General features: G+C 64.4%; 17 protein-coding genes. 11 read left to right on the forward strand and 6 right to left on the reverse strand.

Features of this window, described 5'->3' with window-relative positions:
- The first annotated feature begins 175 nt into the window (after positions 1 to 175).
- The 5 genes from C6W92_RS11915 (at position 176) to C6W92_RS11935 (ending at position 6,222) form a co-directional block, all read left to right on the forward strand.
- The gene (locus tag C6W92_RS11915) at positions 176 to 1,492 is read left to right on the forward strand and encodes a glutamine synthetase family protein (protein WP_129433469.1); all 1,317 of its coding nucleotides are present in this window, start codon (positions 176 to 178) and stop codon (positions 1,490 to 1,492) included.
- Positions 1,493 to 1,541: 49 nt separating this feature from the next.
- A complete protein-coding gene (locus tag C6W92_RS11920) occupies positions 1,542 to 2,219 on the forward strand; it encodes a type 1 glutamine amidotransferase (RefSeq protein ID WP_129433472.1) in 678 nt (225 codons plus the stop codon).
- 1 nt (position 2,220) lies between these two features.
- Positions 2,221 to 3,588, forward strand: a complete 1,368-nt coding sequence (locus C6W92_RS11925; RefSeq protein WP_129433474.1) for a glutamine synthetase family protein — start codon at positions 2,221 to 2,223, stop codon at positions 3,586 to 3,588.
- Between the two features lie 43 nt (positions 3,589 to 3,631).
- Positions 3,632 to 4,936 carry an FAD-binding oxidoreductase gene (locus C6W92_RS11930; RefSeq protein WP_129433477.1) on the forward strand — a complete coding sequence of 435 codons (1,305 nt, stop codon included), beginning with the start codon at positions 3,632 to 3,634 and terminating at the stop codon, positions 4,934 to 4,936.
- Between the two features lie 77 nt (positions 4,937 to 5,013).
- Positions 5,014 to 6,222 carry an aminotransferase class I/II-fold pyridoxal phosphate-dependent enzyme gene (locus C6W92_RS11935; RefSeq protein WP_129433480.1) on the forward strand — a complete coding sequence of 403 codons (1,209 nt, stop codon included), beginning with the start codon at positions 5,014 to 5,016 and terminating at the stop codon, positions 6,220 to 6,222.
- A gap of 65 nt (positions 6,223 to 6,287) precedes the next feature.
- Here the strand turns inward: C6W92_RS11935 and C6W92_RS11940 are convergent, their stop codons facing one another.
- Both C6W92_RS11940 and C6W92_RS11945 read right to left on the reverse strand, forming a co-directional pair.
- Positions 6,288 to 6,875 (reverse strand): YceI family protein, encoded by a 588-nt coding sequence (locus tag C6W92_RS11940; protein WP_129433483.1) that lies wholly within the window; start codon positions 6,873 to 6,875, stop codon positions 6,288 to 6,290.
- Between the two features lie 130 nt (positions 6,876 to 7,005).
- Positions 7,006 to 7,506 carry a hypothetical protein gene (locus C6W92_RS11945; RefSeq protein WP_129433486.1) on the reverse strand — a complete coding sequence of 167 codons (501 nt, stop codon included), beginning with the start codon at positions 7,504 to 7,506 and terminating at the stop codon, positions 7,006 to 7,008.
- A gap of 230 nt (positions 7,507 to 7,736) precedes the next feature.
- On the opposite strand from C6W92_RS11945, the gene rpsF reads away from it, so the two are divergent.
- The 5 genes from rpsF (at position 7,737) to C6W92_RS11970 (ending at position 10,890) form a co-directional block, all read left to right on the forward strand.
- Complete coding sequence (rpsF, locus tag C6W92_RS11950; RefSeq protein WP_129433489.1) at positions 7,737 to 8,090, forward strand: 30S ribosomal protein S6; 354 nt, start codon at positions 7,737 to 7,739, stop codon at positions 8,088 to 8,090.
- A gap of 29 nt (positions 8,091 to 8,119) precedes the next feature.
- Positions 8,120 to 8,347 (forward strand): 30S ribosomal protein S18, encoded by a 228-nt coding sequence (gene rpsR / locus C6W92_RS11955; RefSeq protein ID WP_104017380.1) that lies wholly within the window; start codon positions 8,120 to 8,122, stop codon positions 8,345 to 8,347.
- A 12-nt stretch (positions 8,348 to 8,359) separates the two neighbouring features.
- On the forward strand, positions 8,360 to 8,968 hold the full coding sequence (rplI, locus tag C6W92_RS11960) for a 50S ribosomal protein L9 (protein ID WP_129433492.1): 609 nt from the start codon (positions 8,360 to 8,362) through the stop codon (positions 8,966 to 8,968).
- A gap of 285 nt (positions 8,969 to 9,253) precedes the next feature.
- Entirely contained in the window at positions 9,254 to 9,976 is a 723-nt protein-coding gene (locus C6W92_RS11965; RefSeq protein ID WP_129433495.1) for an autoinducer binding domain-containing protein, read from the forward strand.
- Positions 9,977 to 10,095: 119 nt separating this feature from the next.
- Positions 10,096 to 10,890 carry an acyl-homoserine-lactone synthase gene (locus tag C6W92_RS11970; protein ID WP_129433498.1) on the forward strand — a complete coding sequence of 265 codons (795 nt, stop codon included), beginning with the start codon at positions 10,096 to 10,098 and terminating at the stop codon, positions 10,888 to 10,890.
- A gap of 121 nt (positions 10,891 to 11,011) precedes the next feature.
- Here the strand turns inward: C6W92_RS11970 and tig are convergent, their stop codons facing one another.
- On the reverse strand, positions 11,012 to 12,343 hold the full coding sequence (tig, locus tag C6W92_RS11975) for a trigger factor (protein ID WP_129433501.1): 1,332 nt from the start codon (positions 12,341 to 12,343) through the stop codon (positions 11,012 to 11,014).
- Positions 12,344 to 12,470: 127 nt separating this feature from the next.
- Positions 12,471 to 13,217: a glutathione S-transferase family protein gene (locus tag C6W92_RS11980; protein WP_129433504.1), complete on the reverse strand. Its 747-nt coding sequence runs from the start codon at positions 13,215 to 13,217 to the stop codon at positions 12,471 to 12,473.
- Between the two features lie 292 nt (positions 13,218 to 13,509).
- Here C6W92_RS11980 and C6W92_RS11985 point away from each other — a divergent pair, with 292 nt between their 5' ends.
- Entirely contained in the window at positions 13,510 to 13,986 is a 477-nt protein-coding gene (locus C6W92_RS11985) for a GNAT family N-acetyltransferase (RefSeq protein WP_164989226.1), read from the forward strand.
- Positions 13,987 to 14,082: 96 nt separating this feature from the next.
- Here the strand turns inward: C6W92_RS11985 and rpsI are convergent, their stop codons facing one another.
- Positions 14,083 to 14,574: a 30S ribosomal protein S9 gene (gene rpsI, locus C6W92_RS11990; protein WP_104017374.1), complete on the reverse strand. Its 492-nt coding sequence runs from the start codon at positions 14,572 to 14,574 to the stop codon at positions 14,083 to 14,085.
- Positions 14,574 to 15,038 (reverse strand): 50S ribosomal protein L13, encoded by a 465-nt coding sequence (gene rplM, locus C6W92_RS11995; RefSeq protein WP_129433510.1) that lies wholly within the window; start codon positions 15,036 to 15,038, stop codon positions 14,574 to 14,576. The genes rpsI and rplM overlap by 1 nt, the downstream gene beginning before the upstream one ends.
- Positions 15,039 to 15,272 lie beyond the last annotated feature (234 nt).

Here is a 15,272-nt window from a genome sequence, read left to right on the forward strand (position 1 = left end):
TTGCGCAAATCCCTTCCCACCTTCCACCGTGCGCTGCCCGGCGCGAACCTTGCGGTTCACCTCTCGAGCCTACAGGTTCGCCACGGTGCCGCTTGGCATTTTTTTGATCAAATTATCCTTGGCAAGCCCCCTGCCCCGCGATAGGCTCGCCAAAACCCCGTTCAGGACCTCCCCGATGGACCTCTCACAGTTCCAGACCTTCCGCGTGGCCGCGTGCGACCTCAACGGCAGGATGCGCGGCAAGCGCCTGCCCGCAAGCTTTGCCGACAAGCTCGACGACGGTAGCCTGCGTATGCCGCTAAGCGCCTTGAATCTAGATATTTTCGGTGCCGATATCGAGGGCTCTCCGCTGGTTTTCGACAGCGGCGACATTGACGGGCGACTGTTCGCGACCGACCGTGGTGCCGTGCCTCTGCCCTGGTTGGAAGAGCCGCAGGCGCTCGTGCCGATGGTGATGCACTACGAGGACGGCACGCCCTTCGCGGGCGACCCGCGCCACGCGCTCTCGGCTGTTCTGGCGCGTTATGCCGCCCGCGGATGGGAAGTGTTCGCCGCCACCGAGCTTGAGTTCACGCTTGTCGATCCATCCGGCAAGTCATTGAAAACAATTCGCGATCCACGCTCCGGACGGCGCATGAAGGCGCCTGGCATCCTCAGTTTGGGGCAGATGGACGCGTTCGACGAATTCCTATCTGCGCTTTATGCGGCGGGCGACGCAATGGGCATCCCGGTGGAATCGGCGATCTCGGAGGCCGGGATCGGACAGTTCGAATTGACCCTCCACCACCAATCCGCGCTGCGAGCCGCCGACGATACCTGGCTGTTCAAGACCCTCATCACCGGGCTTGCGCGACGGCACGGCTATGTCGCCACGTTCATGGCCAAGCCCTTCGACGCCGATAGCGGCAACGGCATGCACATGCATTTCTCGGTGCTCGATACCGAGGGACACAACGTGTTCGACGACGGCACGCCGCGCGGCACCGATGTGCTGCGCAGCGCGGTGGCAGGGTGCCTCGCGGCGATGCCCGCCTCGACGCTGATCTTTGCCCCGCACGCCAACAGCTACGCCCGCCTCGTGCCCGGCGCGCATGCACCCACCGGCGCGGGCTGGGGGTATGAGAACCGCACCGCCGCGCTGCGCATCCCCGGCGGCGCGGGCGCCGCACGCCGGATCGAGCACCGCGTGGCGGGTGGCGACATCAACCCCTACCTGACCTTTGCCGCCATACTGGGTGCTGCAATCACCGGCATCGACGACGCGATGACGCCCCCCGACCCGATCACCGGCAACGCCTACGAGGCGGACCTGCCGCAGCTTGCCGCCGACTGGCAGAGCGCCATCGACCTGTTCGAGGCCGATCCGCTGATCGCCCGCATCTTCCCCGCCGATCTGATCGCCAACCTGGTGATGACCAAGCGCCAGGAACACGCGCGCATTGACCAGATGGCCGCAGAGGATCACTGGAAGGTCTATCTCGAAACGGTGTAGGGTCCGGGAAAGCCCGCCGCCAAGATTTGATCAAACAACGGACACCCAAATGAAGATCGGCATCCTGAAAACCGGCCACGCCCCCGACATCGTGCTGGGTGAACTGGGCGATTACGACGCCATGTTCGCGCGGCTGCTGGAGGGGCACGGATTCGACTTCGAACCTTATAACGTGGTCGATGAAGAATTCCCTGACGGACCGCACGCCGCCGACGGCTGGCTCGTCACCGGATCAAAACACGGCGTCTACGAGGATCATCCCTGGCTGCCGCCGCTGGAGCAACTCATCCGCGACATCCGCGCGGCGGATCTGCCGCTCGTGGGTGTGTGCTTCGGCCACCAGGTGATCGCTCAGGCGCTGGGCGGCAAGGTGGTCAAGCACCCCGACGGCTGGCGCGTGGGCGCCACGACCTACGAGATCGACGGCCGCCCCTACACCCTCAACGCCTGGCACCAGGACCAGATAATCGCGGCCCCGCCGGGCTCGGAGGTGGTGGGCCGCGCCGAAGGCTGCGACATCGCCGCGCTGCGATACGGTCCGCGCATCTTCAGCGTTCAGCCGCACCCCGAGTTCAATGCCACCATGATGGACCGTCTGATCGAGCACCGCGCCATCGGCGTGGTTCCCGATCCGTTGCGCGATCATGCGCGCGCCCGGCTCGACACACCGACCGACACGGACGCGATGGCGCAGACCATCGCCGACATTTTCACGAAAGGCGGCTGAGATGGCTGATTTGAAAGAGTTCGTCAAAGGGCTTCCCGAGGCGGCGCAAGCCTATCTGGAGAACCGCCGCCTCGACGAAGTTGAATGCATCATCTCGGACCTGCCCGGCATCGCCCGCGGCAAGGCCGTTCCGGCGACGAAATTCGCCCGGCAAGACTATTTCCACCTGCCAGATTCGATCTTTTACCAGACCATCACCGGCGACTGGGGCGAAGCCGCGGGCGACGAAGGTTTTATCGAGCGCGACATGATCCTGCGCCCCGACATGTCCACCGCGTCGGCCGCGCCGTGGACGGCGGACTGGACGATACAGGTGATCCACGATGCGTTTGACCGCGAGGGCGCGCCGATCCCGTTCAGCCCGCGCAACGTGCTGCGCCGTGTGGTCGAGATGTATCACGCGCGCGGTTGGAAGCCCGTGGTCGCGCCCGAGATGGAATTCTTCCTCGTGGCGCGCAACCTCGACCCCGCCCAGGCGATCAAGCCGATGATGGGCCGCTCCGGTCGCCCGGCGGCGGCACGACAGGCCTATTCGATGACCGCCGTCGATGAATTCGGCCCGGTGATCGACGACATCTACGATTTCGCCGAGGCGCAGGGCTTCGAGATCGACGGCATCACGCAGGAGGGCGGTGCCGGGCAACTCGAGATCAACCTGCGGCACGGCGATCCGATCAAGCTCGCCGACGAGGTGTTCTACTTCAAGCGGTTGATTCGCGAGGCGGCACTCAAGCACGACTGCTTTGCCACCTTCATGGCCAAGCCGATCGAGGACGAGCCGGGCAGCGCCATGCATGTCCACCACTCGATCCTCGATATAGAGACCGGGCGCAACCTCTTTGCCGGGCCGCAGGGCGGTGAGACCGACCTGTTCTTTCACTTCATCGGCGGCTTGCAGAAACACCTGCCTTCGGCCATCGCGGTGCTGGCACCTTACGTCAATTCCTATCGCCGCTACGTCAAGGATCATGCCGCGCCCATCAACCTCGCCTGGGGCCGCGACAACCGCACCACCGGGATCCGCGTGCCGCTGTCGGGCCCCGACGCGCGGCGGGTCGAGAACCGAATGGCCGGGATGGACTGCAACCCCTATCTTGGCATCGCCGCGAGCCTTTCCTGCGGCCTGCTGGGCATCCTGAACGAGGAGTGGCCCGACAAGCAGTTCAAGGGCGATGCCTATTCCGGCGAGTCCGACATTCCCAACGTGATGGGCGAGGCGCTGACCCTCTTCGAGGAGGCCACAGCACTGCACGACATCCTCGGGCCAGAGTTTGTCCGTGTCTACGCCATCGTGAAACGCACAGAGTACGAGGAATTCCTGCAAGTCATCAGCCCGTGGGAACGCGAGCACCTGCTGCTCAACGTCTGAGCCCCGGGGCGCGGAAGGAGAGTATTTCGGGAGAGATGAAGCCATGAACCTGCTCCATGCCAATGACCGGCGGGGGGAGTATCCGCCAAGCTGGTACGCCGCCACGACCGAGCCGCTGCCGCCGTTCCCGCCCCTGCGCGGCGCGGCGCGGGCCGATGTCTGCGTTGTGGGCGCGGGCTATACCGGGCTGTCTGCGGCGTTGCACCTGGCCGAGGCAGGGCACGACGTGGTGCTGCTCGAGGCGCAGCGCGTGGGCTTTGGCGCGTCGGGGCGCAATGGCGGACAATTGGGCAGCGGGCAGCGGATGGAGCAGACCGCGCTGGAGCGGCTGGTGGGCGCGGATGACGCGAGCCATCTGTGGCGACTGGGTGAAGAGGCCAAGGACCTCGTCAAGGGGCTGGTGGCGCGCCACGGCATCGCCTGTCACCTCAAGCCGGGCGTGGCGCACGCCTGTTTCACCCCGCGCGAGATGGACGAGGAGCACGCCTATGCCGCCCATCTCGCCGCGCGCTACGGCTATGAGCAGATCGAGACGCTGGACCGCGAGGCGATGCACGCGCTCTGCCCCTCGCCTGCCTATCACGGCGGCACGCTGGACATGGGCGCCGCGCATCTGCACCCGCTGGCCTTTGCCTTGGGGCTGGCGCGGGCGGCGCAGGCGGCGGGGGTGCGTATCCATGAGGGCGCGCAGGTGCACGACATCCGGCGCGGGGCCAAGGCCCGCGTGGCCACGGACGCGGGCCATGTCGAGGCGGATCACGTGGTGCTGGCCTGCAACGGCTATCTCGGCGGGCTGGACCGGCGGGTGGCCACGCGCGTCATGCCGATCAACAATTTTATCATCGCGACCAAACCGCTGGGAGAGGACGCCGCGCGCGTACTGACCCGCGACGTGGCGGTGGCGGACACGAAATTCGTGGTGAACTATTTCCGTCTCAGCCATGACAAGCGGCTTCTGTTTGGCGGTGGCGAGAGCTATGGCTACCGCTTTCCGCGCGACATCCGCGCCACGGTGCGGCGGCCCATGCTCGAGATATTTCCGCATCTGGCGGAGGTGCCGCTCGACTACGCCTGGGGTGGGACGCTGGCCATCACCATGAAGCGCTTGCCGTATCTGGCAAGGGTCGCGCCCAATATCCTGTCGGCCTCGGGCTATTCGGGCCACGGGGTGGGCATGGCGACGCTCGCGGGGCGGCTGATGGCCGAGGCGGTGCGCGGGCAATCGGATGGATTCGACTGCATGACGCGCGTGCCCTGCCCCGCCTTTCCCGGCGGCACGGCACTGCGCAGCCCGCTCCTGGTGCTGGCGATGAGCTGGTTCGCGCTGCGCGACCGGCTTGGGCTCTGACGGGCTTTGACAAACCGTCACAATTCGGGCCTATATGTTCGGGAAAGCCGAAAGTCACTTTCAGGAAAGCCGAACACATGACGCAAGCCCCGAATGTCCACGACGCCGAGCCGATCCCCGAAGCCGCGCGCGCCGAGATCGAGCGGCTGCTCCTCTCCGGCGACCTGTTTCGCTACACCGCTCCGCTAAACGCGCCGGTGACACTGCTCGAGCACGAATTCGCGGAGATGATGGGCACATCCTATGCGCTCGCCGTGTCGTCGTGCTCGGCGGCGCTGTTCCTGTCGCTCAAGGCGCTGGGGCTGCCCCGGGGGGCAAGGGTGCTGATCCCCGGTTTCACCTTTGCCGCGGTGCCCTCCTCGGTGGTCCATGCCGATTGCGTGCCGGTGCTGTGCGAGGTGGGCGAGGATTACCGGGTCGACATCGCCGATTTCGAGGCGCGGCTCGAGGGTGTCCAGGCGGTGATCGTCAGCCACATGCGCGGCCACACCTCCGACATGGACGCGATCATGGCGCTGGCAGAGGCGCGCGGCGTGCCGGTGATCGAGGACGCGGCGCATTCGCTGGGCACGCTGTGGCGCGGGCGAAAGATCGGCACGATAGGACGGGTAGGCTGTTTCAGCTTTCAGTCCTACAAGCTGGTGAACGCGGGCGAGGGCGGCATTCTGGTCACCGACGATGCCGACCTCGTGGCGCGCGCGGTGATCATGTCCGGCGCCTACGAACACAATTGGGCCAAGCACATGGACGGCCCCGATGAAGCGCTCGACGCGGCCTTTGCCCGCTGGCAGAACCGGCTGCCGCTCTACAACCTGCGCCTGTCGAACCTGTCGGCGGCGATCATCCGCGCGCAACTGCCCGAGGTCCCGCGCCGCGTTCAGGCGGGCCGCGCCAACCACGATCACGTGGCCGGGCGGCTCGACTCGTCGCCGCACCTGTCGGTACCTGCCCCGCTCGACGGCGAGGTGCGTGCGCCCGATTCGATCCAGTTCAACCTCGTCGGGCTGAGCGACGCGGAAACCCGCGATTTTGCCGAGAATGCCGCTGCGCGCGGTGTCAAGGTGCAGGTGTTCGGGCAGAGCACGGACAACGCGCGCGCCTTCTGGAACTGGGGTTTTCTGCCCGGACCCGCGCCCGACCTGCCGCGCACGCGGGCGATGCTGATGCGGGCCTGCGACGTGCGCCTGCCCGCGCGGCTGACACGACAGGACTGCGATACCGTGGCCGATATCCTGCTCGAGGCGGTGGCAGAGGTGACGGGTGCGCGTCGTGCCTACGGCACCTGACAAACGCAAAGGGGCCGCCCGCGATGCGGACGGCCCGGCATTCGTGTGAGCGGTGAGCGCAAGGGTTATTCCGGCTTGCCCGCCTCGATCGAGATCTCGACCTGCACCTCGTCGCTGACATAGGGCGCGAACTTGCCGAGCCCGAAATCGGTGCGCGTGAGCGTGGTCGTGGCGTCGAACCCGACCCAGGGGCGGTTCTCCATCGGGTGGGCGTCGGCCTTTTGATTCATCACCGTGTCGAGATCAACCGATTTGGTGACGCCGTTCATGGTCAGATCACCGGTGATGATCGCGGTATTCTCGCCCGTCACTTCGATACCGGTCGAAGTGAAGGTGACCATGTCGCCCGCCTCCGCGCCGAAGAAGTCATCGGACATGAAATGCTCCTCGCGTGCTTCCCAGCCGGTGAACATCGACATCACCGGCATGGAAACGCTGACCGAGGAATTGGCCGGGTCGTCCTCGTCGAACTGGATTTCACCCTCGAAACCCGAGAACATCCCCGTGGTCGTCGAGAAGCCAAGGTGGTTGTAGGTGAACACGACCTGGCTGTGGGCGGGGTCGAGTTCGTAGGTCTCGGGCGCGGCATGGGCCACGGAGGCGGCAAGTGCGAACGCGGCCGAGGTAGCGGCGGCGAAGAGAGTCGGTCTCATGTGCAAAAAACTCCAATCCTGCAATCGTCAAGCGATACGCAGGAAATTGGATCATTCACGGCAGAGAACAATTGCACAGTTTCAAACAACCCCTGTGGACAGGCGAACACTCGCCGCGGCCTGCCAACGGTCAGCGTGCGGCGGCGAGCGCCTCGCGCAGGAGCCGTTCGCGGTACCTGCCCGCCACATGGAGCGACACGACAAGCCGCCCACTGCGGTCGCGCGCGCTCAGCAACCCGTCACGCAGGGACAGTTCGGGCAGATCGTCGAGCGGGTGCACCGACACGTGATGTACGCCGCCGTGACCCCGGGTCAGCACACGCAACTCGCGCGCGGTACGGTCGATTTGCACCTCGGGGCGCCTGTCGGGCAGGCGCGCGGCGTGGAGACAGAGCGCCCCGAACCAGAAAAGACCTATCGAGAACAAAAGCTTGATAAGCATCATAGCGGGATCGGCGCCGTGCGTCGGCAGCACCCAGAGCCCAAGCGCGGCCGCGATGAGCCCCGCGCCCGCCAAACGCAGCACGAACCGCACCAGACCGCGCCCCCCGTCACGAACGGGAATGCCGGGATCGCCGCCGCGCAGGGGCGGACCTGCGAGATCGCAATCGAAATCGGAATGCGCAACCATGATCCTCTCCTTCCCTCGACAGACCCATTCTGCGCGGAAATCGTGCCCGGAATTGGGCAACCCGGGGGCCAAGGCCGGATCCGGCGCGATCGCCCTTGCAGGCGCGGATGCAGCACGGTATACGCCGCCAACCTTTCGCAAACGTTATGGACCGCGCAGACTCTCGTGGACGGGCAGCGAAAGGGTATCGCCCGCCCTATGAAATGCGCCTTGACAGAAGTGGAGACGACATGCCGCTTTACGAGCATGTGATGATCGCGCGCCAGGATCTTTCCAACGCGCAGGCAGAGGGGCTCATCGAGCATTTCAGCACCATTCTCGCCGATAACGGGGGCAAGGCCCTCGATACCGAGTACTGGGGCGTCAAGACGATGGCCTACAAGATCAACAAGAACCGCAAGGGCCACTACGCCTATCTCAGGACCGACGCACCGGCCGCCGCCGTGCAGGAAATGGAGCGCCTGATGCGTCTGCACGACGACGTGATGCGCGTGCTGACCATCAAGGTCGATGCCCACGAAGAAGGGCCGTCGGTGCAGATGCAAAAGCGCGAGGAACGCGGCGAGCGCCGCGAGCGCCGTTGATCCACCACCTGAGAAAAGGACGATAAGTAATGGCTACGAAACCGTTTTTCCGCCGCCGCAAGGTCTGCCCCTTCTCGGGCGAGAACGCGCCGAAGATCGACTACAAGGACACCCGCCTGCTTCAGCGCTACATTTCCGAGCGCGGCAAGATCGTGCCGTCGCGCATCACCGCCGTGTCGGCCAAGAAGCAGCGCGAGCTGTCGCGTGCGATCAAGCGCGCGCGCTTCCTCGCGCTTCTTCCCTACGCCGTGAAATAAGGAGGCGAGACCATGCAAGTGATCCTTCTGGAACGCGTCGCCAAGCTTGGCCAGATGGGCGATGTCGTCGAGGTCAAACCCGGCTTCGCACGCAACTACCTGCTGCCGCAGGGCAAGGCGCTGTCGGCGTCCGAGCGCAACATCGCCGATTTCGAGGAGCGCAAGGCGCAACTCGAAGCGCAGAACCTCGAGACCCGCAAGGAAGCCGAGTCGCTCTCCGAGAAGCTCGACGGCCAGCGCTTCATCGTGATTCGCCAGGCCTCGGACGGCGGCAACCTTTACGGCTCGGTCAGCACCCGTGACGTGGCCGATGTCGCCATTGCCGAGGGCTTTACCATCGACCGCAAGCAGGCGATCATCCGCCAGCCGATCAAGACACTCGGCCTGCACGAGGTCGAGATTCACCTCCACCCCGAGGTGATGGCGACGATCACGCTCAACGTGGCGCGTTCGCCCGAGGAAGCCGAGCTTCAGGCCTCGGGACGGACGATCCAGGACGCTGCCGCCGAGGAAGAGGCCGCAGCGGATTTCGAAATCGCGGAACTGTTCGACGATATCGGTGGTGCCGCCTCGGACGACGACGCCCCCGGAGCCGCCACCTCGGAAGACGAGAGCGCCTGATCGGCCACCGGCACGCAGACGTCAAGACGCACCGCGCGGCCAGCCCGCGCGGTGCGTTTGTCATTTTGGCGGATCGCTCGACACGCGCCTTCATCCCATGCTAGCGTTGGAAATGTTCGTATGTGCTCGCTTTTATCTTGACATTACCTGGCAGGGCACAACCATGGGATTACCTCGGGCGGGGCACGATCATGTGTCATGGCCCAGTACGGTTGACGCGGTGGCGTGTTTCCAGGGAGAGAACGGTTCTGAGAAGCGGCGCGCGCCGCGGCGGGAGGCACCATGATGGGTGACGCATTCGACCAGGCCGGGCTTATCGACCTCGCCGAATTGCCCGATGCCGCGCAGGATTTCGACGCCTTTCTGCACGAGATACGCGACCGGTTCGGTGTCGATCACGTCGCCTATGCCGGAATGAACCCGATCAATCGCTCGGTTATTGGTCACGTCACCTACGGCAAGGATTGGCAAGAGCATTACGCCACCCAGGGCTTTCACCGCATCGACCCTACCCTGCACAGCGCGCGCCGCTCGATCGCACCGGTGGACTGGTCGCGGCTGGAGCGCGATCTCGACTATCTCACGGTGTTTCGCTCCGCCCATGATTTCGGCATCTCCGACCAGGGCGTCACGATCCCGGTGCGTGGCCCCTATGGCGACATCGGCGGGCTGAGCCTGACCTGCGGTGGCTCCAAGACGGAGTGGAAGGCGCTTTGCCGCGAGAACCTGCACGTCTGGCAGGCGCTTTCGGTACATGTGCACGACCTTGTGATTAGTTCGGACAGTTTCTCGAGCCTGTTGCGCGGCCCGTCGATGTCAATGCGCGAACGCGAGATCCTGCAATGGACGGCTGAGGGCAAGTCGCAGCAGGATATCGCTGATATCCTTAAGATTTCTCACCGCACGGTCGAGGTTCACCTGCGCTCGGCGCGCCACAAGCTATACGCGCTCACCACGGCACAAGCGGTCGGTCGCGCGATCTCGATGGGGCTCATTTACCCCGGCTGAGGCGATTCCATACGGGATTTCCCCAATAGCGTTCCCCACAGCTTCCCCTAATCTCAAGGCTGCAGCCGCGTCACTCACGTTCGCGACTTTCATACGGCCAACTCAAGGGGATGAACACTATGATACTGATCGTTGACGCACTCAACAAGCATAAGTTTCCGATGGTTCTCGACCAGATGTTCCGATTGCGCGCCCGGGTCTTTGCCGGGCGGCTGGGATGGGACGTGACCATTACAGACGGGCGCGAGGAAGATCAGTTCGACGCGCTCGATCCAGCCTATGTCATCGGGCTCGACGAGGCAGGCAATGTCGTGGCGTGCGTGCGCGCGCTGCAAACCACAGGGCCGCACATGCTGTCGGACGTGTTCCACGCGATCCTAGACGGCGAGCCGCCGCTACGCAGCGCAACCTTGTGGGAATCCACGCGCTTTTGCGTCGATACAGAGCGGCTCGGGCGCGGGCGGTCTCGTGGCTCGGTCACCTACGCCACGTCCGAGTTGATGCTGGGCGCGGTGGAATACGCCATGCGTTCGGGCATCAGCGACGTGGTCACGGTGATCGACCCGGTGATGGACCGGGTGCTCAAGCGCTCGGGCAACGCGCCCTACGACTACGTCGGCAAGACCGTGCAGATGGGCAAGGCTGCGGCGCTGGCCGGGCTTCTTGACTGCACGGAAGAGCGGGCCGCAAGCATCCGCGAGGTGGCGGGGATCGAGGGCGAGGTATTCCTCACCGACGACGAGGCGCTCGCCCTGCCCGCGATCGCTGCGCACGTACCGCGCAAGTCCGCGCTCGAGATCTATTGCGACGAGCAGATCGCCGCGGCACGCAACGTTGACGAACGCATCGCCGCGCTGAAGCTCAAGGCGGCGCTCGCCGACAAGATTCGTTCTCACTCGCAAGTCGGTGCCTGACCCCCATCGGGCCTGGCCCGCCCGGCGCAGGCGCCGGGCCGGGTGATCGAACGAAGAGGGCCGCCCCAATCTCCCCGGGGCGGCCCTTTGATCGCTTGGCGACGGTCTTGCCCTATAGGGCTTACTCGTCGTTCATCTCCTCGATCGCCTTCTCGAGGTCTTCCTTGGACACTTCCTTGTCAGAGACATCGGCCAGTTCGACCACGTAGTCGATCACCTTGTCTTCGAAGATCGGTGCGCGCATCTGCTGGCGCATCTGCGGGTTGTTCTGCACGAATTCAAAGAATTCCCGCTCCTGGCCGGGGTACTGGCGCGCCTGGTTCATCACCGCCTGCGTCATCTCGGCATCGGTCACCTCGACCTCGGCCTTCTGACCCAGTTCAGCCAGCAGAAGCCCGAGCCGCACGCGCCGCTCAGCGAGCTTCGTATGCTCCTCGGTCGGTTCGATATCGGGATGGTCGTGGCCTTCGTGCTCGGGGTTTTCCTCGTGCCAGAGCTGGTGCGCGATCTGCTTGGCCTCTGTCTCGACCATCGTCGGCGGCAACTCGAAGGTCACCTTCTCGTCAAGCGCGTCGAGCACGTTACGCTTGAGGATCGCGCGCGCGGCTCCGGCATATTCCTGCTCGAGCCGTTCGCCGATCTGCTGCTTGAGTCCGGCAAGGTCCTCGGCGCCGTATTTCTGCGCCAGTTCGTCGTCGATCTCGGCGGCGACGGGCTCCTTCACGGCCTTTACCGTGCAGTCGAACACCGCTTCCTTGCCCGCCAGATGCTCGGCCTGGTACTCCTCGGGGAAGGTCACCGTTACGGCCTTCTCCTCGCCCACCTTGACGCCGACGAGCTGCTCCTCGAAGCCGGGGATGAAGCTGCCCGAGCCGAGCGTGAGCGGATAATCCTCCGCGGCCCCGCCCTCGAACGGCTCGCCATCGACCTTGCCGACGAAATCGACCACCACCTGGTCACCGTCCTTGGCCTTGGTGCCCTTCTTGCGGTCCTTGAAGTCCTGCGCGCTCTCGGCAAGGTTCTTTAGGGCCTCGTCCACGGCCGCGTCGTCGGCCTTGACGACCATCCGTTCGAGCTTGAGCGTGCCGAGATCGACCTCCGGGATTTCCGGCAGCGCCTCGTAGGTCATCTCGATCTCGACGTCGTCGCCTTCTTTCCACTCTTCGTTGGCCATCTTCACGTCGGGCTCAAAGGCCGGGCGCTCGCCTTTCTCGGCGAAATGCGCCTTCATCGCGTCATCGACGCTTTCCTGCATCGCCTCGCCGAGGACCCGCTGGCCGAACTGCTTTTTCAAAAGCGGCAGCGGCACCTTGCCCTTGCGGAACCCCTTGAGTTCGATCTCGGGTTGCGCTTCCTTGAGCTTGGAGGTGACCTTGTCTTCGAGAGCCTGCGCCGATAGCACCATCTTGTAGCTGCGCTTGAGACCTTCGTTGAGGGTTTCGGTGACCTGCATGTTCGTCCTTTCCTATGCATCGGGCCGCGGAGGCGTCCGCGGCGGTCAAGATCGCGGCCCTTCTATGGGTGGGCACGGGCACACGCAAGGAGAAACCGGCCCGCGCGACGCCTGCCGCGTGCGGGCTTCAGCCCGGCAGGCCGGGCTTGACGGCGGTGCCCTTGGCGAGCGAGGTGCGGCGAGTCATGGGGATCATGTGCCCGGCCTGGCGCATCGCGCCCACCTCCATGATCATGCCGCTCACGGCCTTGGCGTGCGGTCGCTCCTGTAGCCGCTCGAACCAGGTGCGGATGCGGGGAAAGCGTGCCCACTCCTCCGCCGGGATGATCGCGCCGGCCTCGTGCGAGACGAATTCGTGAAACGCCAGCAAATCGGCAAAGCTGATCTCGTCGCCGCAGAGGTGGGTGTGGCGCTCCAGCCAAGTCTCAACGATCGGCATGGATTGTGCCAGCATGTAGCGGCCCATGGCGATCTCTGGGGAATAGTCGCGCGGACCCCAGATGCATTCTGCGAAGCGCGTGTAGAAAAACGCCCCCGCCCCGCGCCGCAGCATGGTGGAGTGGAAATGCGTGTATTGCTGGATCAAGGCCCGCTGCCGCGTGTCGCGGCCCAGCCAGTTGCCCGGAAGGTCGAACCGTTCGGAGAGGTAGAAGCCGATGGCGGCGCTTTCCCACAGGGTGAAATCGCCATCCACGAGGATCGGCACCTGCCCGGTGGGGTTGTAGGTGGTCTTGAAGTCGTCGGTCTCGTTCTCGCCATCCATCAGGTTGACGATCACCTCCTCGAAGGGAACGCCCGTCTCCAGCATGAGCTGATGCACCGCCCGGCAGGGCTGCGACGTGGGATGGTGCAGGAATTTGACGGTGCCGGTCATGGTTTCTCCTCACGCCCGCTCCTCTCCGCGGGATCGAGCCCTGGGGCCGGAGTATGCACCGGCATCACGGTGAGTGAACCTAAATCGCACCTGTTGACGAAGCCGTGAACGGCCCCCTGACCCGTCCCGGCGGCCAGCTATTGGCGTTTCGCGGTGCATGCTCGCGCGGCGGCCCTCGCGACTACGAAACCATGTCGAACAGAGGCTTTCGAAAAATCTTCGGGATTGGCGGACATTACTGCGGTTGCTAGAGCCCGCTACAAAGACGACGACGCCGGTAAGAGAGGAAGATATGGGCAATCGTGTAGACATCAGGCCCTTGGTCGTTGGGGATTATCGTGCTGTTGGTCGCATCTTCTTCTGCGCGGTCCATGAAGGCACAAGAGGAGCCTACAACTACGAACAGCGGCTCGCGTGGGGCGGAGAGACGATTCATCTTGATCGCTGGAAAAAACGACTGGAGACCCTGACGGGGTTCGTCGCGGAGATGGATGACGAGCCGGTCGGATTCTTCACTGTCGACCCAACGGGCTACATCGAAATCGCATTCGTTCTGCCATCAGCAACCGGGATAGGCGTGGGGCGCGCACTCCTGCGTGAAGCAGAACGGTGGGCCAAAGACCGTGGCGCAAAGCGACTTACAACCGAGGCTAGTTTAGTTGCCCGCCCCTTCTTCCTGAAGAGCGGTTGGCACGTGGTGATGGAGGAGCGGGTCGAGCGAAGAGGCGTGATCCTGACGCGCTGCAAGATGCACAAGGCGCTGGGCTGAGGCGTTTACCGCGCGTAGCTAACCTCGTCCGCACCACGAAATGCAAAGGGCCGCCCCTGGAGGCGGCCCTTCCATTGATCTGGCAGTTGCCGACGATCAGCGCTTGGAGAACTGGAAGCTCTTGCGCGCCTTGGCCTTGCCGTATTTCTTGCGCTCGACCACGCGGCTGTCGCGGGTGAGGAAGCCGGCAGCCTTGAGCGCACCGCGCAGGGACGGATCGTAAAGCTGGAGCGCCTTGGATACGCCATGCTTGACGGCGCCCGCCTGGCCAGACAGGCCGCCGCCCTTGACCGTCGCCATCACGTCGAACTGGTCCTCGGTGCCCGACACGGTGAACGGCTGCTTGAGGATCATCTGGAGCACGGGGCGTGCAAAATAATCGTTGATCGGCTTGCCATTGACGACAACCTTGCCCGAGCCGGGCTTGATCCAGACGCGGGCCACGGCGTCCTTGCGCTTGCCCGTGGCGTAGGAGCGACCGAGCGCGTCGCGCACCGGCTCGCGCGGCGTCTCAACGGCCTCGGGGGACGCGGTCACCTCGCCTGCGACGGCTTCGAGACCTTCGAGGGATTTGATTTCTTCAGCCATCAGTAAGCCACCCGCGTATTCTTGGAGTTCATGTTCTTGACGTCCAGAACCTCGGGGTTCTGGGCTTCATGGGGATGCTCGGTGCCGGCATAGACGCGCAGATGGGTCATCTGACGGCGGCTCAGCCGGTTGCCAGGCAGCATCCGCTTGACGGCCTGCATCACCACACGCTCGGGATACTTGCCCTCGAGGATTTCGCCGGTGGTGCGGCTCTTGATCCCACCGGGGTGGCCGGTGTGCCAATAGTTGGGCTTGTTGCGCTTGTTGCCGGTGAGCTGCACCTTGTCGGCATTGATGACAATCACGTTGTCACCCATGTCCATGTGCGGGGTAAAGCTCGGCTTGTGCTTGCCTCGCAGGCGCATGGCGATGATCGAGGCGAGGCGGCCCAGAACGACGCCCTCTGCGTCGATCACGATCCAGCTCTTCTCGATATCTGCCGGTTTTGCGGAAAACGTCTTCATTTCGGGCAGAACCTTGCTGTTATTCCAGTGATGTCCGGACCTCGGGCATGGCCGGGCCGGTCGATGGGCGGGTTATACGCGGGTTTTGCGCCACGTCAATGGCCCGCGCTCTTAATTAAATACTATATTTCAATCTGTTACAATTACGGTATTAATTTACCCCATCGCTCTTCCAAGTCTCGCCCCCGCGCGGCATGGGCCACGGGGCCGCAGGTCAAATTTATTTCGCACACT

This window comes from Roseovarius sp. A46 (assembly GCF_004126395.1).
In the GTDB taxonomy this organism is placed as follows: Bacteria; Pseudomonadota; Alphaproteobacteria; order Rhodobacterales; family Rhodobacteraceae; genus Roseovarius; species Roseovarius nitratireducens.